We start from the raw sequence: 25,159 nt of genomic DNA, 5'->3' as shown, positions 1-25,159 counted from the left end.
TCATGGCGAAGAATTTTCTAATTGAACTGGGTACGGAAGAGCTTCCACCAACAGCACTTCGTTCTCTAGCAGAAGCATTTGCTGCTAACTTTGAAGCAGGTCTTAAAACTGCTGAGCTTTCTCACGAAGGTATCAAGTGGTACGCAGCACCTCGCCGTCTAGCTCTTAAAGTGACGGCACTGGCTGAAGGCCAAGCAGACAAAATCGTTGAGAAACGTGGTCCGGCTATTTCTGTCGCATTCGATGCTGAAGGCAACGCAACAAAAGCAGCGCAAGGCTGGGCTCGTGGTAACGGTATTACCGTTGAACAAGCTGACCGTCTAAAAACAGACAAAGGTGAATGGCTTCTTTTCAAACAAGAAGTCGCAGGCAAACCAGTTCAAGAACTGGTAATGGACATTGCAGCGAAAGCACTAGCAGGCCTACCCATTCCTAAAGCAATGCGCTGGGGTAACTCAGACATTCAATTTATCCGTCCAGTGAAAACACTGACAGTACTACTCGGTGATGAGCTTGTTGAAGGCGAAATACTGGGCGTAGCATCTGCGCGTACTATCCGTGGCCACCGTTTCATGGGCGAACAAGAGTTTACCATCGACTCTGCTGACCAATACCCTGCGATCCTAGAAGAACGCGGTAAAGTCATGGCGGATTACGAAGCGCGTAAAGCGATCATCCTTGCTGACTCTCAAAAAGCAGCAGCAGCGGTTGGCGGTAAAGCTGACCTAGAAGATGACCTTGTTGAAGAGGTAACGTCTCTGGTTGAATGGCCAGTCGTACTGACAGCGAAGTTCGAAGAAGAGTTCCTAAAAGTGCCTTCTGAAGCGTTGGTTTACACCATGAAAGGTGACCAAAAATACTTCCCTGTTTACGATGACAACAAGAAGCTACTTCCGAACTTTATCTTCGTATCTAACATCGAGTCTAAAGAGCCTCGTTACGTTATCGAAGGTAACGAAAAAGTGGTTCGTCCACGTCTTGCTGATGCTGAGTTCTTCTTCAACACAGACCGTAAGCGTCCATTAATCGACCGTCTTCCTGAGCTAGACCAAGCTATCTTCCAGAAGCAACTAGGCACTATCAAAGACAAAACAGACCGCATCACAGAACTTGCTGGTTACATTGCTGAGCAAATCGATGCTGACGTTGAAAAATCTAAACGTGCTGGCCTACTGGCTAAATGTGACCTAATGACATCAATGGTATTCGAATTTACCGATACTCAAGGTGTAATGGGCATGCACTACGCGAATCATGACGGTGAAGACGAGCAAGTAGCACTAGCACTTTACGAACAATACATGCCTCGTTTCGCGGGCGATGATCTTCCAAGCACAGGCATTTCTTCTGCTGTAGCAATGGCTGACAAGCTAGACACTATCGTTGGCATCTTCGGTATTGGCCAAGCACCGAAAGGTTCTGATCCATTTGCTCTACGTCGTGCATCACTCGGTGTGCTGCGTATCATTGTAGAAAACGGCTACAACCTAGACCTAACCGATCTGATCGGTAAAGCGAAAGCGTTACTTGGCGACAAACTGACCAACGAAAACGTAGAAGCTGATGTCATCGACTTCATGCTTGGTCGTTTCCGCGCATGGTACCAAGATGCTGGTTTCAGCGTAGATATTATCCAAGCGGTACTCGCACGTCGTCCAACGAAACCAGCAGACTTTGACCAACGTGTTAAAGCCGTTTCTCACTTCCGTGAATTGGAGGCCGCTGAAACGCTAGCAGCAGCCAATAAACGTGTTGGAAACATTCTTGCTAAATTTGATGGCGAATTAGCTCAAGAGATTGACTTAACACTCCTTCAAGAAGACGCAGAAAAAGCACTTGCGGAAGAAGTTGAAGTCATGACAGAAGCACTTGAGCCAGCTTTTGCGACGGGTAACTACCAAGAAGCACTAAGCAAACTAGCTAACTTACGTGAGCCAGTTGATGCCTTCTTTGATAACGTAATGGTCATGGCAGACGACGAAGCGCTTAAAAAGAACCGTCTAACGTTGCTTAACAACCTACGTAACTTGTTCTTGAAAATCGCAGATATTTCGCTTCTTCAGAAATAATCCTCTTTGTTTCAAACAAAACCCGGTCTCATGACCGGGTTTTTTATCATCCCGCTAATTCACCACTTCAATTAGATCTAATTCTCCCATTTCGATAAATAGTGCTTTGCCTCACATTATCATTACGGTATGTTCAAAAGACTCCCTTGCCACCAGCAAGGTCGATAAAGGTAACTCATACAAGTGAACGTAATGAACTAGGGACAACAATGCAATTTTCTAAGTTTGGTGAAAAATTTAATCGTTACTCAGGGATCACCCAGTTAATGGATGATCTAAATGATGGACTGCGCACTCCTGGCGCCATCATGCTCGGTGGAGGCAACCCTGCTGCTATTCCCGCCATGCTCGAGTATTTTCATCAAGCCAGTGCCTCAATGCTCGCCAGCGGCGAACTCGTTGCAGCGATGTCAAACTATGATGGTCCACAAGGCAAAGATGCCTTCGTAAAGTCCTTAGCGAACTTACTAAAAGAAACGTACGGTTGGGATATTTCAGAAAAAAACATCAGTCTGACTAATGGCAGCCAAAGCGGATTTTTCTACCTCTTCAACCTTTTTGCGGGTCAGTATCAAGACGGGCGTAAAAAGAAAATCCTACTACCGCTAGCACCAGAATATATAGGCTATGGTGACGCTGGTCTTGAAGACGATATTTTTGTCTCATATCGCCCAGAAATAGAAATGCTTGAACAGCGCCAATTCAAATATCACGTCGATTTTGACCGTTTAAAAGTCGATGACTCTGTCGCAGCAATCTGTGCCTCAAGGCCAACGAACCCAACCGGCAACGTTCTTACTGACGATGAGATTCGCAAGCTAGATAAACTGGCTAGAGACAACGGCATTCCGCTGATTATTGATAACGCTTACGGTACACCTTTTCCAAATATCATCTTTGAGGATGTCACCCCATTTTGGAATGACAACACCATCTTGTGCATGAGCTTATCAAAATTAGGGCTACCAGGGCTTCGCTGTGGCATCGTGATTGCGAGTGAACAAATCACCCAAGCATTGACCAATATGAATGGCATTATTAGCCTTGCGCCAAGTGGTATGGGACCGGCTTTAGCTCACCATATGATTGAAAATGGCGATTTATTGCCATTAAGCGAAAACGTCATCAAGCCCTATTACCAACAAAAGTCGCAACGCGCAGTAGAGCTACTCCAACAAGCCATTCCGGATCCTCGTTTTCGAGTCCATAAGCCAGAAGGGGCAATCTTCTTATGGCTATGGTTTGATGAATTGCCAATTACAACAATGGAATTATACCAACGGTTAAAAGCTCGAGGGGTGCTTATTGTCCCGGGTGAGTATTTCTTTATTGGACAAGAAGACAATTGGGATCACGCCCATCAATGCTTACGTATGAACTACGTTCAACCAGATGAAGCGATGCAAAAAGGCATCAACATTATTGCCGAAGAAATTAGTAAAGCTTACCAAAATAACTGATGTCTAAGCTGGATCGAAAAGAGCGCTATAAGCGCTCTTTTTTATACCTAAAGAAACTAACTATTGTCTGGCAAGCTTTTACCATTAATCGCAATCTTACGTGGCTGCATCGCTTCAGGGATCTCTCTTTCCAAATCCACGTGCAGCAAGCCATTTTCCATGGTTGCGCCTATCACTTTCACGTAATCCGCCAATTGGAATTTACGCTCAAAGTCTCGCTCAGCAATACCTTGGTAGATATAATTTTTACTTTCTTCTGCCTGGCGCTCTCCACGTACAATCAACATATTCTCTTTTTGAGTAATATCTAAATGTTCGTCAGCAAAACCCGCCACTGCCATCGTAATGCGGTATTTATTTTCGTCTTGCTGTTCAATGTTATACGGTGGGTAACCACCAGAAGAGTTCTTCGATGTGTTGGCTTCCATCAAGTTAAACAGACGGTCAAAACCAATGGCGTTACGGTATAGGGGGGCAAAATCTACAGTTCTCATCATACTATCCTTTCATTAAGCAATAGCCTTAGCCAGCATCAATAGAGTGACTAAGTTATCCAAATATCATGTCCGAAATGGTGTACATCGGCATGCATGATAATTGGCTATATCAAGTTGTGGGCGGCGCAGGTCATCCTCTCATGAGCGATGTTACGCCAGCAGTATCAAAGGCCCAATAATTTGGCATCCTCTTCAATAATAGATATAGGGGCGATAGAAAGCAGATTCAAGCCAATATTCAAAAAATATCCACCCTGCATTTTGCAAAAAAACAGCGCCCTCAAAAAAGGCGACCCCGCTAAAGAAAACAAACCGTGAGTAAACAATAGAAATACCTAGCAACTAAGAACCCACTTCCCAGAAACAAAAAACGCCACCCAAAGGCAGCGTTTTCTCTATCACTTACAATATAAACCCACTACACATCCAAGTTTGCTACTTTTAGCGCATTCTCTTCAATGAAGTTACGACGCGGTTCAACTTGATCACCCATTAATGTGGTAAACAGAAGATCAGCGCCAACGGCATCTTCAATCGTCACTTGCATCATGCGGCGAGTTTCAGGATCCATGGTAGTTTCCCAAAGTTGATCGGGGTTCATCTCACCCAGACCTTTGTATCGTTGTAGGCTAAGACCACGACGAGACTCTTTCACCAACCACTCTAATGCTTCAACAAAGCTAGAAACAGGCTGAGTACGTTCACCACGCTTAATGTAAGCGCCCTCTTCAATTAAGCCTTCTAGCGCTTCTGATAGATCCGCTAGTTTGCTAAATTCCTTCGAGTTAATGAGATCAACACTCAAGACATGCTCGTAAGTCACACCGTGAGTACGAACCACAACCTTCGGTACACTCAGACCCAGCTCTTCATGTTTTTCAACTTCTAAGCTGTACTGGCTCGCGCCCGCTTCTTTAGCATTCAGTTGCTCAACAAGCTGTTTGCCCCACGCTTCAACCGCGGCATCATCATGACATTGCTCTGCAGTTAGGCGAGGTACGTAAATCAATTCGTGTACCAACGCACGTGGGTAACGACGACTCATACGATCAACCAGTTTAATGCCGGCATTGTACTGCTGCACTAATTTCTCTAGCCCTTCACCGGCAAAAGCTGGTGCTTCAGGGTTAACATGCAACGCGGCATTATCCAAAGCCAACGCCACCTGATACTGGTTCATGGCGTCTTCATCTTTAATGTATTGCTCTTGTTTGCCTTTCTTCACTTTGTAAAGTGGCGGTTGTGCAATATAGATGTAGCCGCGCTCAATAAGCTCTGGCATTTGACGATAGAAGAACGTCAAAAGTAGTGTACGAATGTGTGATCCATCCACGTCGGCATCGGTCATGATGATGATGTTGTGATAACGCAGTTTGTCTGGGTTATATTCATCGCGACCAATACCACAGCCCAACGCTGTAATCAGCGTCGCGACTTCTTGAGAAGACAACATCTTGTCAAAGCGCGCTTTCTCAACGTTTAGAATTTTACCTTTCAGTGGCAAAATTGCTTGGTTCTTACGGTTACGCCCCTGCTTGGCTGATCCGCCAGCAGAGTCCCCTTCCACAATGTATAGTTCAGACAATGCAGGGTCTTTTTCTTGGCAATCGGCAAGTTTACCTGGCAAACCTGCTAAATCTAACGCGCCTTTACGACGAGTCATTTCACGAGCTTTACGCGCGGCATCACGAGCACGTGCTGCATCAATAATTTTTGAACAGACAATCTTTGCTTCACCTGGGTTTTCCGCCAGGAATTCAGACAACTTTTCATTCATCGCTGATTCAACCGCTGACTTCACTTCTGAAGAAACCAGTTTATCTTTCGTTTGGCTTGAGAACTTAGGATCGGGTACTTTCACAGAAACAATTGCCGTTAAACCTTCACGAGCATCATCGCCAGATGTCGATGTTTTGGCTTTCTTAGAAAAGCCCTCTTTGTCCATAAAGGTATTAAGCGTACGTGTTAGTGCTGAACGGAAACCCGCTAAGTGGGTGCCACCATCACGTTGAGGAATGTTGTTAGTGAAACAGTAGATATTCTCTTGGTAACCATCATTCCATTGCATTGCAACTTCGACGGTAATGCCATCTTCACGTTCAAAATCGAAGTGGAAGATTTTTTGAATGATAGGCGTTTTATTGGTGTTTAGGTGTTCAACAAACGCTTGGATACCACCTTCAAACATGAAGTGATCCATTTTGTCTTCTTCGCGTTTATCAATAAGCTTGATAGAAACACCAGAGTTCAAGAAAGAGAGCTCTCGAAGACGCTTCGCCAAAATATCATAGTGGAATTCGATATTCGTAAACGTCTCTTCACTTGGCCAGAAACGAATCTCAGTACCCGTTTTATCGGTATCACCTACCACAGCTAGCGGCGCTTGCGGCTCACCGTGATGGTAAGTTTGAGTATGAATTTTTCCGCCACGATGGATAGTCAACGTCACTTGCTTAGATAGTGCGTTTACTACTGAAACACCAACGCCGTGCAAGCCACCAGATACTTTGTATGAGTTATCATCAAATTTACCACCGGCGTGAAGTACCGTCATGATAACTTCGGCAGCAGAGACTTGCTCTTCTGGATGCAGTTCCGTTGGGATACCACGGCCATCATCGCGAACCGAAACAGAGCTGTCCTCATGAATAGTCACAATGATGTCATTACAGTGACCAGCCAACGCTTCATCAATTGAGTTGTCAACCACCTCAAAAACCATGTGGTGCAGACCGGTTCCATCGTCCGTGTCGCCGATGTACATTCCTGGACGCTTACGTACCGCATCCAGACCCTTTAGTACTTTAATACTCGATGAATCGTAATTTTCTGACATGAGTTTCTCTCACTATTTACCTGGTTCTATTGTGCCATGTTCCACATGAAACATCTTGCCATTTTCGTCAACCATATCGGCAACTTGACTTTGGGTAATAGAACTTACAAAAACTTGAGCCTTCGTCTCTTTTAAGTAATCCGCTAAGCGTTTACGACGGAGGCTATCTAATTCTGAAGCAAAGTCATCAATTAAATAGATGCACTGCTTTCCTGTTAATTCTGCTAGATGTTGACCTTGCGCTAAGCGCAGCGCACACATCATTAATTTCAATTGGCCTCGTGATAACACATCCTCAACGGGGGTATTATTCACTTTGATCCGTAAATCGGCCTTATTGGGTCCACTAAAGGTATACCCCAATGCTTGGTCTCGCTCAAAACTTCGCTCTAACAACTCACTGTAAGGTGTGCCCTTCTCCCAACCACGATAATAGCCGAGCTTAATGTCCAATTCTGGCAAAAAGGACTGACACATCGTTTCAGCTAATGGCTGCATTTGTTCAACGTAGCGACGACGCCAATCGTCTATTTGAGTGGCCAATAACGCAAGGTCCTTATCCCAAAACCGCATCTCTCGATAGCTGGTGGCAGATTTAAGTAACGCATTGCGCTGCTTATTCAGACGCTTAAAACGACCCCATGCTTCATGAAAGCCAGGTTCAGAGTGAAACACACCCCAGTCGATAAATGCACGTCTAAATTTAGGCCCATCGGTCAATAATTCAAAGCCCTCAGGATGAATTAACTGCAAGGGTAACACCTTAGCAAGCTGAGCAAGTTTTTGCCCAGATTGACCGCCTATTTTAACCTCTGTTGACCCATCACGCTGCTTATTAATGCCAATAGGTACCTCAAATTGATCCGAGTTCAAAAAACGACCATGAACAAACAGTTCTTGGCAATCATTCTGAATCACTCGTCCCGTCAAAGTACTTTTAAATGAGCGGCCATGACCTAGCAAATAAATGGCTTCAAGCAAGCTTGTTTTGCCACTTCCATTAGGGCCAATAATAAAGTTAAAGCCTGTGGATAGTTCAATATCACAGGCTTTAATATTACGAAACTGCTGTACGATTAGACGCGAAAGCGGCATAAAGCGATGCTCATATTAGAGACGGATTGGCATCACCACATACATGGCGCTTTCATCTTCACTATTTTCAATAAGCGCACTGGCGTTCGCATTAGACATCGAAATGCGTACCTGATTACAACGTAAACTGTTCAATACGTCCAAAACATAAGAAACATTGAAACCAATTTCTAGCGCATCACCTTCAAAGTTCACGTCTAGCATTTCTTCCGCTTCTTCTTGCTCTGGGTTATTCGCTGTAATTCGCATTTCACTGCCATCCAGGTTCACTCGAACACCACGGAATTTTTCATTCGACAAAATCGCAGCACGAGAGAAGGCCTGACGTAGTTCACCACAATCTGCTTCTAGCGTTTTATCGGTATTTTGCGGTAATACTCGACGGTAATCAGGGAAGCGACCATCCACCAACTTAGACGTGAAGATAAAGTTGTTCACTTCTGCACGGATGTTAGAGCTGCCAATTTGTAATGTCACTGGTTGCTCTGGTGCATCTAATAATTTAGACAGCTCTTGTACCCCTTTTCGAGGCACTATAATTTGTTGATTCTCAAAGCTACCTTCCAATGCAACTGTAGCAACCGCCATGCGGTGACCATCTGTTGCTACAGAGCGTAAGGTATTATCATCAAGCTCAAATAGCATACCGTTAAGGTAATAACGAACATCTTGGTTCGCCATTGAGAACTGTGTTTTCTCTATCAAAGATTTCATTTCAGCCTGAGTCACCGTTACAGCGACCTCTTGTTGCCAATCTTCAATATTAGGAAAATCACTCGCCGGTAGTGTCGTTAATGAAAAACGACTACGACCAGAGCGTAACTGAACACGATCACCTTCCAGCACAATGGTGATCATTGCATCATCAGGCAGACCGCGACAGATATCGAGGAATTTTCGCGAAGGCACGGTCACACTGCCCGCTTCAAAATCACTTTCTAGCGTTACTTTACTGATTAACTCGACTTCGAGATCAGTCGCAGTGATTGAAAGCACACCATCGGATACTTTTAACAGTAAGTTACCCAAAATAGGCAAAGTTGGTCTACCACCCAAAGCGCCAGAGACTTGCTGTAGCGGCTTAAGAAGGTGATTACGCTCGATAGTAAATTTCATAGATAACTCTTCGCAAAGATGGCAATCCATGCCACTTAGATTCGAAATACAATAGATTGATGCTAATTATAGTGATTCTGACACTATTAGGAAGAAAGCGTGCGAATTAAGTTAGAGTAGTCTTCCTTAATATCATGACTTTCTTCTCTGAGCTGAGCAATTTTACGACATGCATGAAGCACAGTGGTATGGTCGCGACCACCAAACGCATCACCAATTTCAGGCAAGCTATGGTTAGTTAGTTCTTTCGCAAGCGCCATCGCCAGCTGACGAGGACGCGCTACTGAGCGAGAACGACGCTTAGAAAGCAAATCCGCGACTTTGATTTTGTAATATTCTGCGACCGTTTTTTGAATATTATCGATGGTCACTAATTTTTCTTGTAAAGCCAGCAAGTCACGTAACGCTTCACGAACAAAATCAATGGTGATAGGACGGCCGGTAAAATTCGCGTTCGCGATGACACGGTTAAGTGCCCCTTCCAGCTCACGCACATTTGAACGAAGACGCTTAGCAATAAAGAAGGCTACTTCATCAGCGAGATGAATTTGATGATCTTCTGCCTTTTTCATTAAAATCGCGACACGAGTTTCCAGCTCTGGAGGCTCAATGGCAACCGTTAGCCCCCAACCAAAACGAGATTTAAGGCGATCTTCAACACCATTAATTTCTTTTGGATAGCGATCAGAGGTCAAAATGATCTGCTGGTTACCTTCAAGCAAAGCATTAAAGGTGTGAAAGAACTCTTCTTGAGAGCGTTCTTTGTTAGCAAAGAATTGAATATCATCGATAAGCAGCGCATCAACACTACGGTAATAACGCTTAAACTCTTCAATCGCGTTGTTTTGTAGCGCTTTCACCATATCTTGCACAAAGCGTTCAGAGTGCATGTAAATCACTTTCGCATTGGGCTTATTATCGATAATAGCGTTACCAACGGCATGCAATAGGTGAGTTTTACCCAAGCCTGTACCGCCATATAAGAATAACGGGTTGTAGGCCGCTCCGGGATTATCCGCCACTTGGCGAGCAGCCGCTAAACCTAATTGGTTCGACTTACCTTCCACGAAGTTATTGAACTTATGCTTAATATTAACGTTGGAACGGTGATTAATGTCCGCGACTTCCACTTCATTGTCCCACGTCTTATGCACTGGCTGTCTTGCTTGTAATCTTGCTGGTGCTGAAGATTCTGCTGCGACATCGGCCGCGCTCTTCACGGGTTTAGGTGGGGGCGGTGCCGATACTCGTCGGCTACCCACTTCAAGACGCAGGCTTGGGACATCGTTACCACAATATTCTTGCAGTAAGCGATTAATGCTATTGAGATAACGATCTCGAACCCAATCGAGTACAAAGCGATTCGGCGCAAATAGAGTTAGGGTATTGTCATTAAGCTCAGCCTGCAATGGTCTTACCCACATGCTGAATTCGGTAGCTGGTAGCTCTTCTTGTAGTTGTTGCATGCATTGCAACCAAAGCGAAGATGACACGTTGCGCTCACTCTATTATTGAATTGGGGAAAGACTGCTAATTTTACCTGTTGATAACCAAGATCGCCAGCAAATGATCGAGCTTACGGTGAATAAGATCTAAGTTATTCACAATTTTTATGGCCATTTCACTTGGATCCACACAATTTGCCCTTATTTTACTCACACAGTCATGCACAAAATGGCGATCTACTCACAATTGCCACAATTGATCTAACGTGTGCATAGATCAGTGGTTAATCTGTCACCAAATGATGACAACGGTTCAAAATATGGTGAAAGCTTCATCATTCAACCGCGAGTTTGTTATGGTTAATAACAACTAGTTATTTAACTTATCGACAACTTTGCCAGTAACATTCCTCCCTATAAACATAAGGAGTAGTAAAATGAAAAACTGGATTAAAGGCGCATTAACAGCCTTAGCACTTTCTGCAACCGTATCTCAAGCAGCATATGCTGCAGTCGCACAAGACGTGAAAGTGGGTATGTCTGGTCGCTACTTCCCATTTACGTTTGTAAAACAAGACAAATTACAAGGTTTTGAAGTCGATTTATGGGACGAAATTGGCCGACGTAATGACTATAATGTCGAATATGTAACGGCCAGCTTTTCAGGCCTATTTGGGTTACTTGAAACGGGAAGAATTGATACTATTTCGAATCAAATAACCATTACTGACGAGCGTAAAGCGAAATATCTCTTCGCTGACCCTTATGTCATCGATGGCGCGCAAATTACCGTACGTAAAGGCAATGACAGCATTCAAGGTATTGATGATCTTGCCGGTAAAAATGTCGCCGTTAACTTAGGTTCAAACTTTGAACAGTTGCTGCGTCACTACGATAAAGACGGAAAAATCAATATCAAAACTTACGACACTGGTATTGAACATGATGTCGCACTGGGTCGCTCAGATGCATTCGTCATGGATCGCTTATCTGCTCTTGAACTGATTAAAAAGACAGGCCTTCCACTACAGTTAGCAGGCGAACCGTTTGAAACCATTGAAAATGCATGGCCATTTGTTAATAACGACAAAGGCCAAAAATTACAGCAAGAGGTTAACACTGCACTAGCAGCAATGCGTGCAGACGGCACTTTGGCCAGTATCTCTGAAAAGTGGTTTGGTGCTGATATCACTAAAAAGTAAGTGAACACTATGTACGCGCCCACTACTCTTATCGGTAGTGGGCGTTTATTTTTTTAAGTTTTGGATGCGTTATGGGATTTGATTTTCAATACATGCTCGACCTATTGCCAATACTATTTAAGTACCTTGGTACCACAATGGAGATGGCAATATGGGGCTTGTTTTTCTCACTGATACTGTCAGTGATATTAGCCAATATCCGTGTATTTAAAATCCCGGTATTGGACCAACTTAGTCAACTGTATATTAGTTTCTTCCGTGGCACGCCGCTGCTAGTCCAGCTCTTTCTGCTCTACTACGGTTTACCGCAGGTTTTTCCGTGGATGGTAGGACTCAATGCTTTTAGTGCTGCGGTTATAGGCCTTACCTTGCACTTCGCCGCCTATATGGCAGAAAGTATTCGAGCCGCCATTATTGGTATTGATCGCAGTCAAATGGAAGCCAGTCTGTCTGTCGGCATGACCAAAAGTCAGGCCATGCGCCGTATTATTTTACCGCAAGCGACACGAGTCGCACTGCCATCATTAATGAATTACTTCATTGATATGATCAAATCGACATCACTTGCCTTTACGCTTGGTGTTGCCGAAATCATGGCCAAAGCTCAAATGGAAGCCTCTTCAAGCTTTCGATTTTTCGAAGCTTTCTTAGCGGTCGCTCTTATCTACTGGGGGGTAGTGTTAGTGCTCACTCGTGTCCAAGTGTGGGCGGAACAAAGATTGAACAAGGCGTACCAACGATGATTAAATTAAATAATATTCATAAACGCTTTGGCGATACCGAGGTGTTAAAAGGCATCGATATCGACATAAAACAGGGCGAGATCGTGGTGGTCATTGGTTCCAGTGGCACCGGTAAGTCCACACTACTTCGTTGTGTTAACTTCCTTGAAGAAGCCAACCAAGGCACAATCTCTATTGATGATGTGACAGTTGATTGTCAAAATCACACCAAAGCAGAAGTATTGGCACTGCGCAGAAAAACAGGCTTTGTATTCCAAAACTACGCCTTATTTGCCCATATGACGGCAAAACAAAATATTGCAGAAGGTTTGATTACCGTAAAAGGTTGGAAAAAACCGCAAGCACTCGCCCGAGCTCAACAAATTCTTGATGATATCGGCTTAGGGGACAAAGCGCAGCAGTACCCTGCGTCACTTTCTGGTGGTCAACAACAACGAGTTGGGATTGGACGCGCCATGGCACTGCAACCTGAATTGTTGTTATTTGATGAGCCAACTTCTGCTCTTGATCCTGAATGGGTCGGTGAAGTATTAAATTTAATGAAAAAATTAGCCACTCAACATCAAACCATGTTAGTGGTTACTCACGAAATGCAATTTGCCCGCGAAGTCGCTGATAAAGTGATCTTTATGGCCAATGGTCATATCGTGGAACAAGGTCCACCAGAGCAAATTTTTAACGATCCACAGGATATACAGTTAAAAAAGTTCCTAAATCAGGTCGGGATCGAATAAGGATCCTTGCGCTCTGGCTCACAAAACGTATAATCCGCCGACCGGAATTGAAATTGAACTGATTATTGACTCTTTGAGCCACAGTGATTACAATTCCGCCTCTTTGTTGAGAGGCGTCGGATTTCCTCTTTATTTATAGAGAAGGGTATTTCTCCCACGCCGGGTTCAACGAGAACCTAAAACTACTGATCAGTAAAGGTAATAACCATGTCTAAACGCACTTTTCAACCTTCAGTTCTAAAGCGCAAGCGTACTCACGGCTTCCGTGCACGCATGGCGACTAAGAACGGTCGTAAAACAATTAATGCACGTCGTGCAAAAGGCCGTGCGCGTCTTTCAAAATAATTGACTATTTTGAATAAGAAGCACGCCTTTATTCGGGAGTTACGTTTGTTAACTCCCGAGCATTATCAAAACGTATTTAAGCAAGCTCATCGAGCCGGCTCCCCTCATTTCACCATCATTGCTCGTAAAAACTCTCTTTCACACCCACGTCTCGGTCTTGCGGTTCCTAAAAAACAGATAAAAACAGCTGTCGCTAGAAATCACTTTAAACGACTTACTCGTGAAAGCTTTCGTAACAAACAACACGAACTTCCAAACAAAGATTTTGTTGTTATTGCAAAGAAGAGTGCCCAAACTCTTAGCAATGATGAAATGTTCCAACTTCTCGATAAACTATGGCATCGCCTGTCTCGCCCTTCGCGTGGTTAGCAATAGGACTTGTCTATCTTTATAGATGGACCATTAGTCCCCTAATCGGACCTCGCTGTCGGTTTACCCCAACTTGCTCCCGTTACGCTATAGAAGCCTTACAAGCTCACGGTTTTGTAAAAGGGTGTTGGCTATCTGGCAAACGTCTATTAAGATGTCATCCTTTGAATGAAGGGGGATACGACCCCATTCCACCAGTCCAAAAACAAGACAGAGATAAATAACGATGGATTCTCAACGTAATATTCTGTTAATCGGCTTGGCGTTAGTTTCTTTTTTGCTATTTAACCAATGGCAATCGTACAAGAATCCAGCACCAGTACCGACACAACAGGCTCAAGGTAGTACCCTACCTGCACCATCTTTCGCTGATGAACATGATCCAGCTCCTGGTCATACTTCAGCTGCAGAGAAAATCATCACAGTGAAAACTGATGTGCTAACGCTTGGCATCAATACGATCGGTGGCGATGTAGTAACAGCAGATCTTAACGAATACGCGATTGAGCAAGATTCAGCAGACCCTTTTGAACTTCTTAAAGATTCACAAGGTCATCAGTTTATTGCACAAAGTGGTCTTGTTGGTCCTCAAGGTATTGATTTAAGCAGTACCGACCGTCCGGCTTACCAGGTTTCGACAGAAAACTTGACGCTACAAGATGGTCAGGATGAACTTCGTATCCCTATGACGTTTACTGCGAATGGCATTAACTATGTTAAAACCTTCGTTCTTAAGCGTGGCAGTTATGCCGTTGATGTTGAATACAACATCGACAACCAATCAGGCCAAAACGCAACGTTTGGTATGTACGCTCACCTGAGACAAAATGTTCAGGATAAGGGCGGCAGTATTACAATGCCAACTTATAACGGCGGTGCTTATTCAACTCAAGACACGCGTTATAAAAAATACAGCTTTGAAGATATGCAAGATCGCAACCTGTCTCTTAACCTGACTGACGGTCAAGGTTGGGCAGCAATGATCCAGCACTACTTTGCAGCTGCATGGATCCCACGCGAAGCGCCTGGTACAAATCTCTACACTCGTGTTATTGGCAACCTTGCTGATATTGGTGTTCGTATGCCAAATCAGACCATTGGTAATGGCCAAACCGCTGAACTTAAAGCAACGCTTTGGGCGGGCCCTAAACTACAAGACCAAATGGCTGCAACCGCGCCAAACCTTGACCTTGTAGTGGATTACGGTTGGTTATGGTTTATTGCAAAACCACTTCACACGCTATTGTCGTTTATTCAAGGCATTGTCGTGAACTGGGGTCTAGCGATTATTTGTTTAACCTTCATCGTACGTGGTGCTATGTACCCACTGACGAAGGCTCAATACACATCGATGGCAAAAATGCGCATGCTACAGCCTAAGCTGCAAGCAATGCGTGAACGTATTGGTGATGACCGCCAACGTATGAGCCAAGAAATGATGGAACTGTATAAGAAAGAGAAAGTGAACCCACTGGGTGGCTGTCTTCCAATTATCTTACAGATGCCAATCTTCATTTCGCTTTATTGGGCACTGATGGAATCTGTTGAACTGCGTCACTCGCCATTCTTTGGCTGGATCACTGACCTTTCAGCACAAGACCCTTACTACATCCTTCCATTATTGATGGGTGCGAGTATGTTCTTGATTCAAAAAATGAGCCCAACAACGGTGACGGATCCAATGCAGCAGAAGATCATGACCTTTATGCCGGTTATGTTTACTTTCTTCTTCCTTTGGTTCCCATCAGGCCTAGTTCTATACTGGTTGGTTTCAAACATCGTGACACTTATTCAACAGACTCTAATCTACCGAGCGTTGGAAAAGAAAGGATTACACTCTAAGTAATCCCAAAACGAGTAAATAATAATAAAAGGCGACCTTAAGGGTCGCCTTTTTTAGTCTCCATGATTACAATTTGGCTAACGTATTGCGATTAAGGCAAACCCCATGACAACAGACACTATTGTGGCACAAGCCACCGCACCTGGCCGTGGTGGCGTCGGTATTATCCGCGTCTCAGGCCCTGCGGCATCTCAGGTTGCGCTTGCCGTCACCGGACGTGAACTTAAACCGCGTTATGCAGAATACCTTGCCTTTAAATCTGGCGATGGTTCAGAAATTGACCAAGGCATCGCCCTGTATTTCCCAAACCCGCACTCCTTTACTGGTGAAGATGTCCTAGAACTGCAGGGCCATGGTGGCCCGGTGGTCATGGATATGCTGATTAAGCGTATTTTGCTTATTCCAGGCGTTCGCCCAGCACGACCGGGAGAATTCTCCGAACGTGCCTTCATGAACGACAAAATGGATTTAACACAAGCAGAAGCGATTGCCGATCTTATTGATGCCAGTTCAGAAGAGGCGGCAAAATCGGCCCTTCAATCACTGCAAGGTGAATTCTCTAAACGTATACACGTGCTGGTGGAATCCCTAATTTACCTACGAATCTACGTAGAAGCCGCCATTGACTTTCCCGAAGAAGAAATTGACTTCTTAGCCGACGGTAAGGTCGCTAATGACTTACAGTCGATAATCGATAACCTTGAGGCCGTTAGAAAAGAGGCCAACCAGGGATCGATCATGCGCGAAGGCATGAAGGTCGTCATAGCAGGCCGTCCAAATGCAGGTAAATCCAGCCTACTCAATGCCTTATCCGGTAAAGAGTCTGCCATCGTAACAGATATCGCAGGCACTACTCGAGATGTACTACGTGAGCATATCCACATTGATGGCATGCCACTGCATATAATCGATACCGCAGGCCTACGTGACGCGTCAGATGAAGTTGAACGTATTGGTATTGAGCGTGCTTGGGAAGAAATCAACCAAGCCGATCGTGTTCTCTTTATGGTTGATGGCACCACGACAGATGCAACGGATCCAAAAGAAATATGGCCTGATTTTATCGATCGTCTTCCAGAATCTATCGGCATCACCGTAATTCGCAATAAAGTGGATGAAACTAATGAGGCGCTTGGGATCTGTCACGTAAACGATCCAACACTGATTCGCCTATCGGCACGAACCGGTGAAGGCATCGGTGCGCTTCGAGAACATTTAAAGTCGATCATGGGCTTTTCTGGTGCGAATGAAGGTGGCTTTATGGCTCGAAGACGTCACCTCGACGCATTAGAGCGTGCAGCGGAACACCTTAGTATTGGTCAGCAACAACTTGAAGGCTATATGGCGGGTGAAATTCTTGCTGAAGAGCTAAGAATTACTCAGCAGCACCTCAATGAAATTACGGGAGAATTTAGCTCAGATGATCTACTGGGCCGTATTTTCTCATCATTTTGTATCGGTAAATAAAGGAATGAGCATGATTCATATCATTACAGGTAGCACACTTGGTGGTGCGGAGTATGTGGGTGACCATCTAAGCGATCTACTCAAAGAGCAAGGGCTAACCACGACAATTCACAATCAACCCCAGCTCGCCGACATTGAAGCAAATGGTATTTGGCTCATTATCACCTCAACTCACGGAGCGGGCGATTATCCAGATAATATTCAACCGTTCATTGCAGGCTTGCAGAACACCCCACCCCGAATGTCGACAGTAAAGTATGCCGTCATTGCGATTGGCGACTCAAGCTATGATACATTTTGCGCCGCAGGTAAACATGCCTTTGATCTTCTCGAGGATATAGGAGCAACACCAATCACAGAAGGTCTCGAAATAGACATACTTAATGATCAAGTCCCGGAAGATGCCGCAGAAGCTTGGCTTAACGAACACATCGGCAAATTCCAATAAAAAAAAAGCGGCGCAAGCCGCTTTTTTTACAATTGTGCATAACTTTCCTCGTTATTTTCTTAGCAAATACTCAAAAAAATCACTAATCTCATGTGGATAAGTCGTACACTTTCCAGTGTAAAAGCTATATTTATCCAAATAGTAACTTTTCCCCTTCCACCCGCCTGTGTATAAGTAGCCATTTTGATCCCAGCTAATACAAGACTAGATCAAAGAAAGATCACAAGAACTGATCATAAAAAGATCCATGGTTTTGTTGATCATTTTCTAGTTATCCACAGAAATGGTCGATCCTAATAATAGATCTAATAAAAGATCATATATATAGATCCCTATTTAATAGTTCTTTTTAGCAAGATCCAAAAGTTGTGAAAAGCGATGTTCTCGCTACAAGAAAAGCGGTAGAATACGTCTCCTTTTGGTTAGTCCATTTTGTCGATTGAATACGAGGTCGGTTCATGCTTTATCACGAAACATTTGATGTCATCATAGTCGGTGGCGGACATGCAGGAACGGAAGCCGCACTCGCATCTGCCCGTACAGGGCAAAAAACACTTTTACTGACACATAATATTGATACGTTAGGTCAGATGTCATGTAACCCTGCCATTGGTGGGATCGGTAAAGGTCATCTAGTCAAAGAAGTCGATGCTATGGGTGGTTTGATGGCCAATGCGATCGATCATTCTGGTATTCAATTTCGAACACTAAATGCCTCTAAAGGACCAGCAGTGAGAGCAACTCGAGCTCAAGCTGATCGTGCGTTATACAAAGCGTATGTCCGTAATGTACTTGAGAACACGCCTAATCTGACGTTATTCCAACAATCTGTGGATGATTTGATCGTAGACAATGATCAAATTCGCGGTGTGGTAACTGAAATGGGTTTAAAGTTCCACGCACAGGCCGTAGTGTTGACGGTAGGGACATTCCTTGGCGGAAAGATCCATATTGGAATGGAAAGCTCATCTGGCGGACGTATGGGTGATCAACCGTCTATTGCGCTGGCTAATCGACTTCGTGATTTACCATTTAGAGTCGATCGTTTGAAAACAGGCACACCACCTCGAATTGATGCGCGTAGTGTTGATTTTTCCGTTCTAGAAGCCCAGCACGGTGACAATCCAACCCCTGTCTTTTCTTTTGTTGGCAAGCGTGAGCAGCATCCAACTCAAATCCCATGTTTTATTACTCATACCAATGAGCAAACACATGATGTTATTCGAGCTAACCTCGATCGCAGCCCTATGTATGCAGGTGTGATTGAAGGCATTGGACCAAGATACTGCCCATCAATTGAAGACAAAGTCATGCGCTTTGCTGATAAAAATAGCCATCAGATCTTTATTGAGCCAGAAGGTCTAACGACACATGAATTATATCCGAATGGTATTTCGACCAGTTTACCATTTGACGTGCAGATCCAAATTGTTCGTTCTATGAAAGGATTCGAAAATGCTCATATCGTTCGTCCAGGGTATGCGATTGAATATGATTTCTTTGATCCGCGCGATTTGAAGCAAACTTATGAAACGAAATTTATCCAAGGTTTGTTCTTTGCTGGACAAATTAATGGTACGACTGGTTACGAAGAAGCGGCTGCACAAGGGTTAATGGCCGGGCTAAATGCCAGTCTATTCAGCCAAGGAAAAGAAGGTTGGAGCCCGCGTCGCGATCAAGCCTACATGGGCGTACTGATTGATGATTTATCGACGATGGGGACGAAAGAACCTTATCGTATGTTCACTTCTCGCGCTGAATACCGTTTACTGCTTCGTGAAGACAATGCTGATATGCGTTTAACAGAACAGGCGAGAACGCTTGGATTGGTTGATGATAGTCGCTGGCAACGTTTTAACGAGAAAATGGAAAACCTGACGTCAGAGCGTCAACGCCTTAAAGAAACATGGGTTAACCCTAAATCTGAAGGTATCGATGCACTTAACGCATTACTAAAAACGCCAATTTCTCGAGAAGCGAGCGGTGAGGATCTATTAAGACGTCCTGAGATCACGTATCAAACGTTAACTTCTTTGGATTCATTTTCACCAGCGATCGAAGATCAACAAGCGGCAGAGCAAGTTGAGATTCAAGTGAAATATGAAGGCTATATCCAAAGACAACAAGATGAAATTGCTAAAGCAATGCGTCATGAAAATACCGCGATTCCCGCCAATATTAATTATGGCGATGTGAGCGGTTTATCCAATGAGGTTGTTGCCAAGTTGACAGAAGCTAAGCCGGAAACAGTCGGTATTGCTTCTCGTATTTCGGGTATTACACCTGCGGCTATTTCCATTATTCTTGTGTACCTCAAGAAGCAAGGTTTACTTAAAAAAGGTGAAGTAGCGTGAGCGTTCTACTAGCAAAATTAGATCAATTACTATCAGAAACGTCATTGCAAGTTTCTGATCTTCAAAAGAAACAGCTTGTCGGATATGTTGAGCTGCTACACAAGTGGAATAAGGCGTATAACCTGACTTCCGTTAGAAACCCTGAAGATATGTTAGTGAAACATATTCTTGATAGTGTGGTAGTGGGTGAGCATATTGTTGGCGAACGCTTTATTGATGTGGGTACAGGCCCCGGTTTACCTGGGATCCCTTTAGCTATCATGCACCCCAATAAAAACTTTGTTTTGCTTGATAGTTTGGGAAAACGCATTCGGTTTATCAAACAAGTTGTTCATGAGTTAGGTATTGAGAACGTCACTGCTGTTCAATCTCGCGTTGAAGAATTCGACCCAGAGGGTGGATTTGATGGCGTATTAAGCCGAGCTTTTGCGTCGATGACAGATATGGTGAATTGGTGTAAACATTTACCTAAAGAATCAACAGGATGCTTCTACGCACTTAAGGGCCAAGTTCATGAACAAGAAGTTTCTGACTTACCTGAGTGGTGTTCTGTGACCGATATCAAACCTTTGCAAGTTCCTGAGTTGGAAGGTGACCGTCATCTTGTAATCTTGTCCAAACAGGGATGATGGAGAAGTTGTCGTGGGAAAAATTGTCGCTATCGCCAACCAGAAAGGTGGCGTAGGAAAAACAACAACATGTATTAATTTGGCGGCATCAATGGCTGCGACCAAACGTAAGGTTTTGGTGATCGATTTAGATCCTCAAGGCAATGCGACAATGGCCAGTGGTGTCGACAAGTATCAAATCGAAACAACTGCTTACGATTTGCTTGTTGATGAGCTTCCTTTTGAACAAGTAGTCTGTAAACACACATCTGGCCAGTATGACTTGATTGCGGCCAATGGTGATGTGACTGCTGCTGAAATAAAATTAATGGAAGTGTTTGCACGCGAAGTTCGCTTAAAACATGCTCTTGCGCCAATCCGCGATAACTATGATTTCATCTTTATCGATTGTCCTCCCTCTCTCAACCTACTTACAATTAACGCGATGGCTGCTGCAGATTCTGTATTGGTGCCAATGCAATGTGAGTATTTTGCGTTGGAAGGCCTAACGGCACTTATGGATACCATTAGTAAGTTGGCGGCTGTCGTGAATGAGAATCTCAAAATCGAAGGCTTACTCAGAACCATGTACGACCCTCGCAATCGACTTTCGAATGAGGTGTCTGATCAGTTAAAAAAACATTTTGGTGATAAAGTTTACCGAACTGTCATTCCTAGGAATGTTCGTCTAGCAGAAGCGCCAAGTCATGGTAAACCAGCGATGTATTACGATAAGTATTCTGCTGGTGCTAAGGCTTACCTCGCCCTTGCAGGTGAGATGCTTCGACGTGAAGAAACACTGGTATAACACTCTTAAGGGAAATTGATTGAATGTCTAAACGTGGTTTAGGAAAAGGACTCGATGCACTGTTGTCGACTAGCTCTATGGCTAGAGAAAAGCAGCAGGTTGCCACTCATAGCCAATCGCTTTCTTCGGATGGCGACTTAACCGATCTATCGATTAATAGCTTACGTCCAGGTATATATCAGCCTCGTAAAGATATGGCGCCTGAGGCGCTTGAAGAGCTGTCTGCGTCAATTCAATCTCAAGGTATTATCCAGCCTATCGTGGTTCGACAGGTTGACCATGAGCAATATGAGATTATTGCTGGAGAGAGGCGTTGGCGTGCGGCAAGACAAGCAGGCTTGAAGCAAGTGCCGTGCATTATTAAAAATGTACAAGATAAAGCCGCAATCGCGATGGCGTTGATAGAAAATATACAACGTGAAGACTTAAACGCAATCGAAGAAGCCCAAGCGTTAGAGCGTCTGCAAGATGAGTTTGAATTAACGCACCAACAAGTGGCTGACGTGATTGGAAAGTCGCGAACAGCGGTGAGCAACTTGCTTCGCCTCAATCAGCTTGAATTGCCTGTTAAGGCACTAGTTGAAAGTAAAAAAATAGATATGGGGCACGCAAGAGCGCTACTTGCTCTTGAGGGGGAGCTTCAGTGCGATGTTGCCGCAAGCGTGGCTAAGAAGAATCTCACGGTTCGTCAGACCGAAGATTTAGTTAAAAAGTGCTTAAAACCGAACTCTTCAGATAAAAAACAGTCAGAAGATAGCGCTGCACAAGAAATTTCACAGCGTTTGAGTGAAAAGTTAGGGGCAAAAGTATCTTTAACTCGAAATGCAAGCGGAAAAGCAAAACTTACTATAAGTCTTGATGAGGCTCACAAATTAGAGCAACTTATTGCCAAGCTTGAAAGCTAAATGAGATAATTGATGTAGGTCAATTATCTAGAAATTGATTTTTTGTGCGAAAGTTATGGTTTTGTGAACAAAAGTGCAGCTTTTTGCTGTGCTTTGATTGCAAATACTTTGTTGAAACGTATAATTTTCGCAAATCTCTTTGCACAGTAGTAATAGGTGCGTAGTGGATATAAACAAAGGTAAGAATACATGGTAGCAGTGCTAGCTAAACCAGGACGAGAGCTCGCAAAGCGATTGTTGCTGATTCAAGTGTGCGCGGTTACGTTTGTAGCTGTTGGAATGACAGTTGCCGTAAATGCTGAGTGGGGAATTTCAGCGCTGATTGGAGGTGGCATTTTTGTTATCGCCAATGCAACATTTGCGTTTTGTGCATTTCTGTTTAGTGGGGCTCGTGCTGCTCAAAAGGTAGCTGCGTCTTTCTATGCGGGGGCTGCATTGAAAATCCTCATTACGGCGGCTCTATTTTCAATCGCTTACATGTATATTCAGGTGGAAGTACTTCCCTTGAATTTCACATTTTTACTGGCTCTCTTAATTAACCTTATGGCGCCAGTAATTGTCGTTAACAACAAAAAATAGGATGAGTTATGGCTGCGCCAGGTGAAGCGCTTACATCGGCCGGATACATCTCTCACCACTTAACTAACCTTTCTTTAGGAAGTTTAGGTTTAGTGGAGGAGACGAGTTTCTGGAACGTACATATCGATAGCCTGTTTTTTTCTGTGTTTACTGGTCTTATATTCCTAGGAGTATTTCGTTCAGTTGCTAAGAAAGCAACAGCTGGTGTGCCGGGCAAGCTGCAGTGTTTTGTTGAAATGATCGTTGAATTCGTTGACGAAAACGTCAAAGAAACGTTTCATGGACGCAATGCGCTAATAGCACCCTTAGCACTAACTATCTTCTGTTGGGTATTTTTAATGAACGTCATGGATTTGGTTCCAATTGACTTCATTCCTTACTCTGCGGAGCAGATAGGCATCCCTTATATGAAAGTGGTTCCTTCTGCAGATGTTAATATCACCATGGCTATGGCGTTAGGTGTTTTTGCTCTGATGATTTACTACAGCATCAAAGTTAAAGGACCAGTAACGTTCATCAAGGAGTTGACACTCCACCCATTTAACAATCCAATCATGATTCCATTTAACATGCTTATCGAGGTTGTGTCTTTGCTTTCGAAGCCACTATCACTAGGTATGCGTTTGTTTGGTAACATGTTTGCGGGTGAAGTTGTCTTTATTCTTTGTGCTGCAATGCTACCGTGGTATTTACAATGGATGGGCTCATTACCATGGGCAATATTCCATATTCTAGTTATTTTGATCCAAGCTTTCGTGTTCATGATGTTAACAATTGTTTATCTATCAATGGCTCACGAAGACGATCACTAATTATTTAATTAACGCTTTTTATTTGGGCAACTTTAAGCCAACAACTATAAATTGGAGATAGTAATGGAAACTTTACTGAGCTTTTCTGCAATCGCCGTAGGTATCATGATCGGTATGGCAGCATTTGGTACGGCGATCGGCTTCGGTCTTTTAGGTGGTAAATTCCTTGAGGGCGCAGCTCGTCAACCTGAAATGGCTCCGATGCTTCAAGTTAAGATGTTTATCATCGCTGGTCTACTTGATGCGGTTCCTATGATCGGTGTGGTTATCGCACTGCTATTCACATTCGCGAACCCATTCGTTGGTCAGCTAGGTTAATCAGCTTTTCTCTGACAGGTTTTGGACTTGTCATCTGATTAATTTTAGCTAATCGATGAAATATTAGAGGGGTAGCTGTTGTGAATATGAACGCAACTCTGCTAGGTCAAGCAATCTCATTTGCTATGTTTGTTTGGTTCTGCATGAAATATGTATGGCCACCAATCATGAATGCGATTGAAGAACGTCAGAAAAAAATTGCTGACGGTCTTATGGCAGCTGAACGAGCTGCAAAGGACTTGGATCTAGCACAAGCCAACGCTTCTGACCAAATGAAAGAAGCGAAGCGCACTGCAACTGAGATCATTGAACAGGCAAACAAGCGTAAAGCACAAATTGTTGATGAAGCCCGTGAAGAAGCTCTGACTGAACGTCAGAACATCCTAACGCAAGCGGAAGCAGAAATTGAAGCTGAACGTAACCGTGCCCGCGATGAGCTGCGCAAACAAGTTGCAACTCTGGCTGTAGCTGGTGCTGAGAAAATCCTTGAGCGTAGTATCGATAAAGATGCGCAAAAAGATATTCTTGATAACATTACTGCAAAACTTTAAAGCGAGGGGCGCCCATGTCTGAACTGACAACAATTGCACGCCCCTATGCTAAAGCAGCTTTTGACTTTGCGGTTGAAAAGAACGCACTAGACCAATGGGTCGACATGCTTACTTTCGCCGCGGAAATCGCCAGCAATGAAAATATCGCAGACCTGCTTTCAGGTTCTGTGACTGCAGATAAAATTGCAGAGATTTTCATTACTGTTGGTGGTGAACAGTTTGATGCCTTTGGTCATAACTTGATAAAAGTGATGGCTGAAAATGGTCGATTAGCGGTATTGCCTACCGTGTTAGTTGAGTTTGTTGCGCTGAAAAAACAGCACGAGAAACTTATCGATGTAGACGTCATGTCTGCAAGCGAACTAACCGATGAGCAAATTGCTGAGATCAGTAGCAAACTTGAAACACGCTTTGAGCGTAAAGTTAAGCTGAATTGCAGTGTAGATGAGACCCTACTTGGTGGGGTTATTATTCGAGCCGGAGATCTTGTAATTGATAACTCAGCACGCGGTCGTTTGAACCGCCTGAGTGATGCAATGCAGTCTTGATGGGGAT

Annotated in this window: 25 protein-coding genes; 20 read left to right on the top strand and 5 right to left on the bottom strand. The window is 43.9% G+C overall.

From position 1 onward, the window contains the following. Positions 1 to 2 precede the first annotated feature (2 nt). A complete protein-coding gene (gene glyS / locus L4D74_RS22620; protein WP_428754711.1) occupies positions 3 to 2,069 on the top strand; it encodes a glycine--tRNA ligase subunit beta in 2,067 nt (688 codons plus the stop codon). A 209-nt stretch (positions 2,070 to 2,278) separates the two neighbouring features. Beyond that, positions 2,279 to 3,529, top strand: a complete 1,251-nt coding sequence (locus tag L4D74_RS22615) for a valine--pyruvate transaminase (RefSeq protein ID WP_428754710.1) — start codon at positions 2,279 to 2,281, stop codon at positions 3,527 to 3,529. Positions 3,530 to 3,585: 56 nt separating this feature from the next. On the opposite strand, the gene L4D74_RS22610 is transcribed toward L4D74_RS22615, so the two are convergent. The 5 genes from L4D74_RS22610 to dnaA all read right to left on the bottom strand — a co-directional run bounded on the left by L4D74_RS22610 (position 3,586) and on the right by dnaA (position 10,566). Further along, positions 3,586 to 4,023 (bottom strand): Hsp20 family protein, encoded by a 438-nt coding sequence (locus L4D74_RS22610; RefSeq protein ID WP_428754719.1) that lies wholly within the window; start codon positions 4,021 to 4,023, stop codon positions 3,586 to 3,588. Positions 4,024 to 4,444: 421 nt separating this feature from the next. Continuing rightward, positions 4,445 to 6,862 (bottom strand): DNA topoisomerase (ATP-hydrolyzing) subunit B, encoded by a 2,418-nt coding sequence (gyrB, locus tag L4D74_RS22605; RefSeq protein WP_428754709.1) that lies wholly within the window; start codon positions 6,860 to 6,862, stop codon positions 4,445 to 4,447. Positions 6,863 to 6,874: 12 nt separating this feature from the next. Beyond that, on the bottom strand, positions 6,875 to 7,957 hold the full coding sequence (gene recF / locus L4D74_RS22600) for a DNA replication/repair protein RecF (RefSeq protein ID WP_428754708.1): 1,083 nt from the start codon (positions 7,955 to 7,957) through the stop codon (positions 6,875 to 6,877). Positions 7,958 to 7,972: 15 nt separating this feature from the next. Continuing rightward, complete coding sequence (gene dnaN / locus L4D74_RS22595; RefSeq protein ID WP_428754707.1) at positions 7,973 to 9,073, bottom strand: DNA polymerase III subunit beta; 1,101 nt, start codon at positions 9,071 to 9,073, stop codon at positions 7,973 to 7,975. 86 nt (positions 9,074 to 9,159) lie between these two features. Continuing rightward, positions 9,160 to 10,566 carry a chromosomal replication initiator protein DnaA gene (gene dnaA, locus L4D74_RS22590; RefSeq protein WP_250619308.1) on the bottom strand — a complete coding sequence of 469 codons (1,407 nt, stop codon included), beginning with the start codon at positions 10,564 to 10,566 and terminating at the stop codon, positions 9,160 to 9,162. 389 nt (positions 10,567 to 10,955) lie between these two features. Here dnaA and L4D74_RS22585 point away from each other — a divergent pair, with 389 nt between their 5' ends. The 18 genes from L4D74_RS22585 to atpH all read left to right on the top strand — a co-directional run bounded on the left by L4D74_RS22585 (position 10,956) and on the right by atpH (position 25,152). Beyond that, complete coding sequence (locus tag L4D74_RS22585) at positions 10,956 to 11,720, top strand: amino acid ABC transporter substrate-binding protein (RefSeq protein ID WP_428754706.1); 765 nt, start codon at positions 10,956 to 10,958, stop codon at positions 11,718 to 11,720. 71 nt (positions 11,721 to 11,791) lie between these two features. Next, complete coding sequence (locus L4D74_RS22580) at positions 11,792 to 12,463, top strand: amino acid ABC transporter permease (RefSeq protein WP_250619306.1); 672 nt, start codon at positions 11,792 to 11,794, stop codon at positions 12,461 to 12,463. Further along, positions 12,460 to 13,197: an amino acid ABC transporter ATP-binding protein gene (locus L4D74_RS22575; protein ID WP_428754705.1), complete on the top strand. Its 738-nt coding sequence runs from the start codon at positions 12,460 to 12,462 to the stop codon at positions 13,195 to 13,197. The genes L4D74_RS22580 and L4D74_RS22575 overlap by 4 nt, the downstream gene beginning before the upstream one ends. 207 nt (positions 13,198 to 13,404) lie before the next feature. After that, entirely contained in the window at positions 13,405 to 13,542 is a 138-nt protein-coding gene (gene rpmH, locus L4D74_RS22570; RefSeq protein WP_102470009.1) for a 50S ribosomal protein L34, read from the top strand. Continuing rightward, positions 13,543 to 13,911, top strand: coding sequence for a ribonuclease P protein component (gene rnpA, locus L4D74_RS22565; RefSeq protein WP_250619304.1), 369 nt, complete (start codon positions 13,543 to 13,545; stop codon positions 13,909 to 13,911). Beyond that, on the top strand, positions 13,878 to 14,135 hold the full coding sequence (gene yidD, locus L4D74_RS22560; protein ID WP_265676797.1) for a membrane protein insertion efficiency factor YidD: 258 nt from the start codon (positions 13,878 to 13,880) through the stop codon (positions 14,133 to 14,135). Before rnpA ends, yidD begins: the two co-directional genes overlap by 34 nt. 2 nt (positions 14,136 to 14,137) lie before the next feature. After that, positions 14,138 to 15,757 carry a membrane protein insertase YidC gene (gene yidC / locus L4D74_RS22555; protein WP_265676796.1) on the top strand — a complete coding sequence of 540 codons (1,620 nt, stop codon included), beginning with the start codon at positions 14,138 to 14,140 and terminating at the stop codon, positions 15,755 to 15,757. Between the two features lie 102 nt (positions 15,758 to 15,859). Beyond that, the gene (gene mnmE, locus L4D74_RS22550; RefSeq protein WP_428754704.1) at positions 15,860 to 17,221 is read left to right on the top strand and encodes a tRNA uridine-5-carboxymethylaminomethyl(34) synthesis GTPase MnmE; all 1,362 of its coding nucleotides are present in this window, start codon (positions 15,860 to 15,862) and stop codon (positions 17,219 to 17,221) included. Positions 17,222 to 17,231: 10 nt separating this feature from the next. Beyond that, positions 17,232 to 17,669, top strand: coding sequence for an FMN-binding protein MioC (gene mioC, locus L4D74_RS22545; protein WP_428754703.1), 438 nt, complete (start codon positions 17,232 to 17,234; stop codon positions 17,667 to 17,669). 458 nt (positions 17,670 to 18,127) lie between these two features. Then, positions 18,128 to 20,023 (top strand): tRNA uridine-5-carboxymethylaminomethyl(34) synthesis enzyme MnmG, encoded by a 1,896-nt coding sequence (gene mnmG, locus L4D74_RS22540; protein ID WP_428754702.1) that lies wholly within the window; start codon positions 18,128 to 18,130, stop codon positions 20,021 to 20,023. Continuing rightward, complete coding sequence (gene rsmG / locus L4D74_RS22535) at positions 20,020 to 20,652, top strand: 16S rRNA (guanine(527)-N(7))-methyltransferase RsmG (RefSeq protein WP_428754701.1); 633 nt, start codon at positions 20,020 to 20,022, stop codon at positions 20,650 to 20,652. Before mnmG ends, rsmG begins: the two co-directional genes overlap by 4 nt. Before the next feature lie 13 nt (positions 20,653 to 20,665). After that, positions 20,666 to 21,439: a ParA family protein gene (locus L4D74_RS22530; protein WP_102470016.1), complete on the top strand. Its 774-nt coding sequence runs from the start codon at positions 20,666 to 20,668 to the stop codon at positions 21,437 to 21,439. Between the two features lie 23 nt (positions 21,440 to 21,462). After that, positions 21,463 to 22,344, top strand: coding sequence for a ParB/RepB/Spo0J family partition protein (locus L4D74_RS22525; RefSeq protein WP_428754700.1), 882 nt, complete (start codon positions 21,463 to 21,465; stop codon positions 22,342 to 22,344). Between the two features lie 189 nt (positions 22,345 to 22,533). Next, on the top strand, positions 22,534 to 22,923 hold the full coding sequence (locus L4D74_RS22520; RefSeq protein WP_102470062.1) for a F0F1 ATP synthase subunit I: 390 nt from the start codon (positions 22,534 to 22,536) through the stop codon (positions 22,921 to 22,923). An 8-nt stretch (positions 22,924 to 22,931) separates the two neighbouring features. After that, the gene (atpB, locus tag L4D74_RS22515) at positions 22,932 to 23,735 is read left to right on the top strand and encodes a F0F1 ATP synthase subunit A (protein ID WP_428754699.1); all 804 of its coding nucleotides are present in this window, start codon (positions 22,932 to 22,934) and stop codon (positions 23,733 to 23,735) included. 63 nt (positions 23,736 to 23,798) lie between these two features. Next, complete coding sequence (gene atpE / locus L4D74_RS22510; protein ID WP_102470019.1) at positions 23,799 to 24,053, top strand: F0F1 ATP synthase subunit C; 255 nt, start codon at positions 23,799 to 23,801, stop codon at positions 24,051 to 24,053. An 80-nt stretch (positions 24,054 to 24,133) separates the two neighbouring features. After that, positions 24,134 to 24,604 carry a F0F1 ATP synthase subunit B gene (gene atpF / locus L4D74_RS22505; protein ID WP_250619294.1) on the top strand — a complete coding sequence of 157 codons (471 nt, stop codon included), beginning with the start codon at positions 24,134 to 24,136 and terminating at the stop codon, positions 24,602 to 24,604. 14 nt (positions 24,605 to 24,618) lie between these two features. Then, the gene (gene atpH / locus L4D74_RS22500; protein WP_265676789.1) at positions 24,619 to 25,152 is read left to right on the top strand and encodes a F0F1 ATP synthase subunit delta; all 534 of its coding nucleotides are present in this window, start codon (positions 24,619 to 24,621) and stop codon (positions 25,150 to 25,152) included. Positions 25,153 to 25,159 lie beyond the last annotated feature (7 nt).

Source organism: Vibrio cionasavignyae, assembly GCF_050337155.1.
Taxonomy (GTDB): Bacteria; Pseudomonadota; Gammaproteobacteria; order Enterobacterales; family Vibrionaceae; genus Vibrio; species Vibrio nomapromontoriensis.
This window is presented reverse-complemented; position numbering and strand designations above follow the sequence as displayed.

Excerpts from the sequence above, each read along its gene's own strand:
- gyrB (WP_428754709.1), bottom strand. The coding sequence starts at position 6,862 with ATGTCAGAAAATTACGATTCATCGAGTATTAAAGTACTAAAGGGTCTG.
- L4D74_RS22575 (WP_428754705.1), top strand. The coding sequence starts at position 12,460 with ATGATTAAATTAAATAATATTCATAAACGCTTTGGCGATACCGAGGTG.
- L4D74_RS22610 (WP_428754719.1), bottom strand. The coding sequence starts at position 4,023 with ATGAGAACTGTAGATTTTGCCCCCCTATACCGTAACGCCATTGGTTTT.
- L4D74_RS22615 (WP_428754710.1), top strand. The coding sequence starts at position 2,279 with ATGCAATTTTCTAAGTTTGGTGAAAAATTTAATCGTTACTCAGGGATC.
- L4D74_RS22585 (WP_428754706.1), top strand. The coding sequence starts at position 10,956 with ATGAAAAACTGGATTAAAGGCGCATTAACAGCCTTAGCACTTTCTGCA.
- glyS (WP_428754711.1), top strand. The coding sequence starts at position 3 with ATGGCGAAGAATTTTCTAATTGAACTGGGTACGGAAGAGCTTCCACCA.
- atpE (WP_102470019.1), top strand. The coding sequence starts at position 23,799 with ATGGAAACTTTACTGAGCTTTTCTGCAATCGCCGTAGGTATCATGATC.
- mnmG (WP_428754702.1), top strand. The coding sequence starts at position 18,128 with ATGCTTTATCACGAAACATTTGATGTCATCATAGTCGGTGGCGGACAT.
- dnaN (WP_428754707.1), bottom strand. The coding sequence starts at position 9,073 with ATGAAATTTACTATCGAGCGTAATCACCTTCTTAAGCCGCTACAGCAA.
- recF (WP_428754708.1), bottom strand. The coding sequence starts at position 7,957 with ATGCCGCTTTCGCGTCTAATCGTACAGCAGTTTCGTAATATTAAAGCC.
- atpH (WP_265676789.1), top strand. The coding sequence starts at position 24,619 with ATGTCTGAACTGACAACAATTGCACGCCCCTATGCTAAAGCAGCTTTT.
- L4D74_RS22520 (WP_102470062.1), top strand. The coding sequence starts at position 22,534 with ATGGTAGCAGTGCTAGCTAAACCAGGACGAGAGCTCGCAAAGCGATTG.
- mnmE (WP_428754704.1), top strand. The coding sequence starts at position 15,860 with ATGACAACAGACACTATTGTGGCACAAGCCACCGCACCTGGCCGTGGT.
- mioC (WP_428754703.1), top strand. The coding sequence starts at position 17,232 with ATGATTCATATCATTACAGGTAGCACACTTGGTGGTGCGGAGTATGTG.
- yidC (WP_265676796.1), top strand. The coding sequence starts at position 14,138 with ATGGATTCTCAACGTAATATTCTGTTAATCGGCTTGGCGTTAGTTTCT.
- rpmH (WP_102470009.1), top strand. The coding sequence starts at position 13,405 with ATGTCTAAACGCACTTTTCAACCTTCAGTTCTAAAGCGCAAGCGTACT.
- yidD (WP_265676797.1), top strand. The coding sequence starts at position 13,878 with ATGGCATCGCCTGTCTCGCCCTTCGCGTGGTTAGCAATAGGACTTGTC.
- L4D74_RS22525 (WP_428754700.1), top strand. The coding sequence starts at position 21,463 with ATGTCTAAACGTGGTTTAGGAAAAGGACTCGATGCACTGTTGTCGACT.
- L4D74_RS22580 (WP_250619306.1), top strand. The coding sequence starts at position 11,792 with ATGGGATTTGATTTTCAATACATGCTCGACCTATTGCCAATACTATTT.
- atpB (WP_428754699.1), top strand. The coding sequence starts at position 22,932 with ATGGCTGCGCCAGGTGAAGCGCTTACATCGGCCGGATACATCTCTCAC.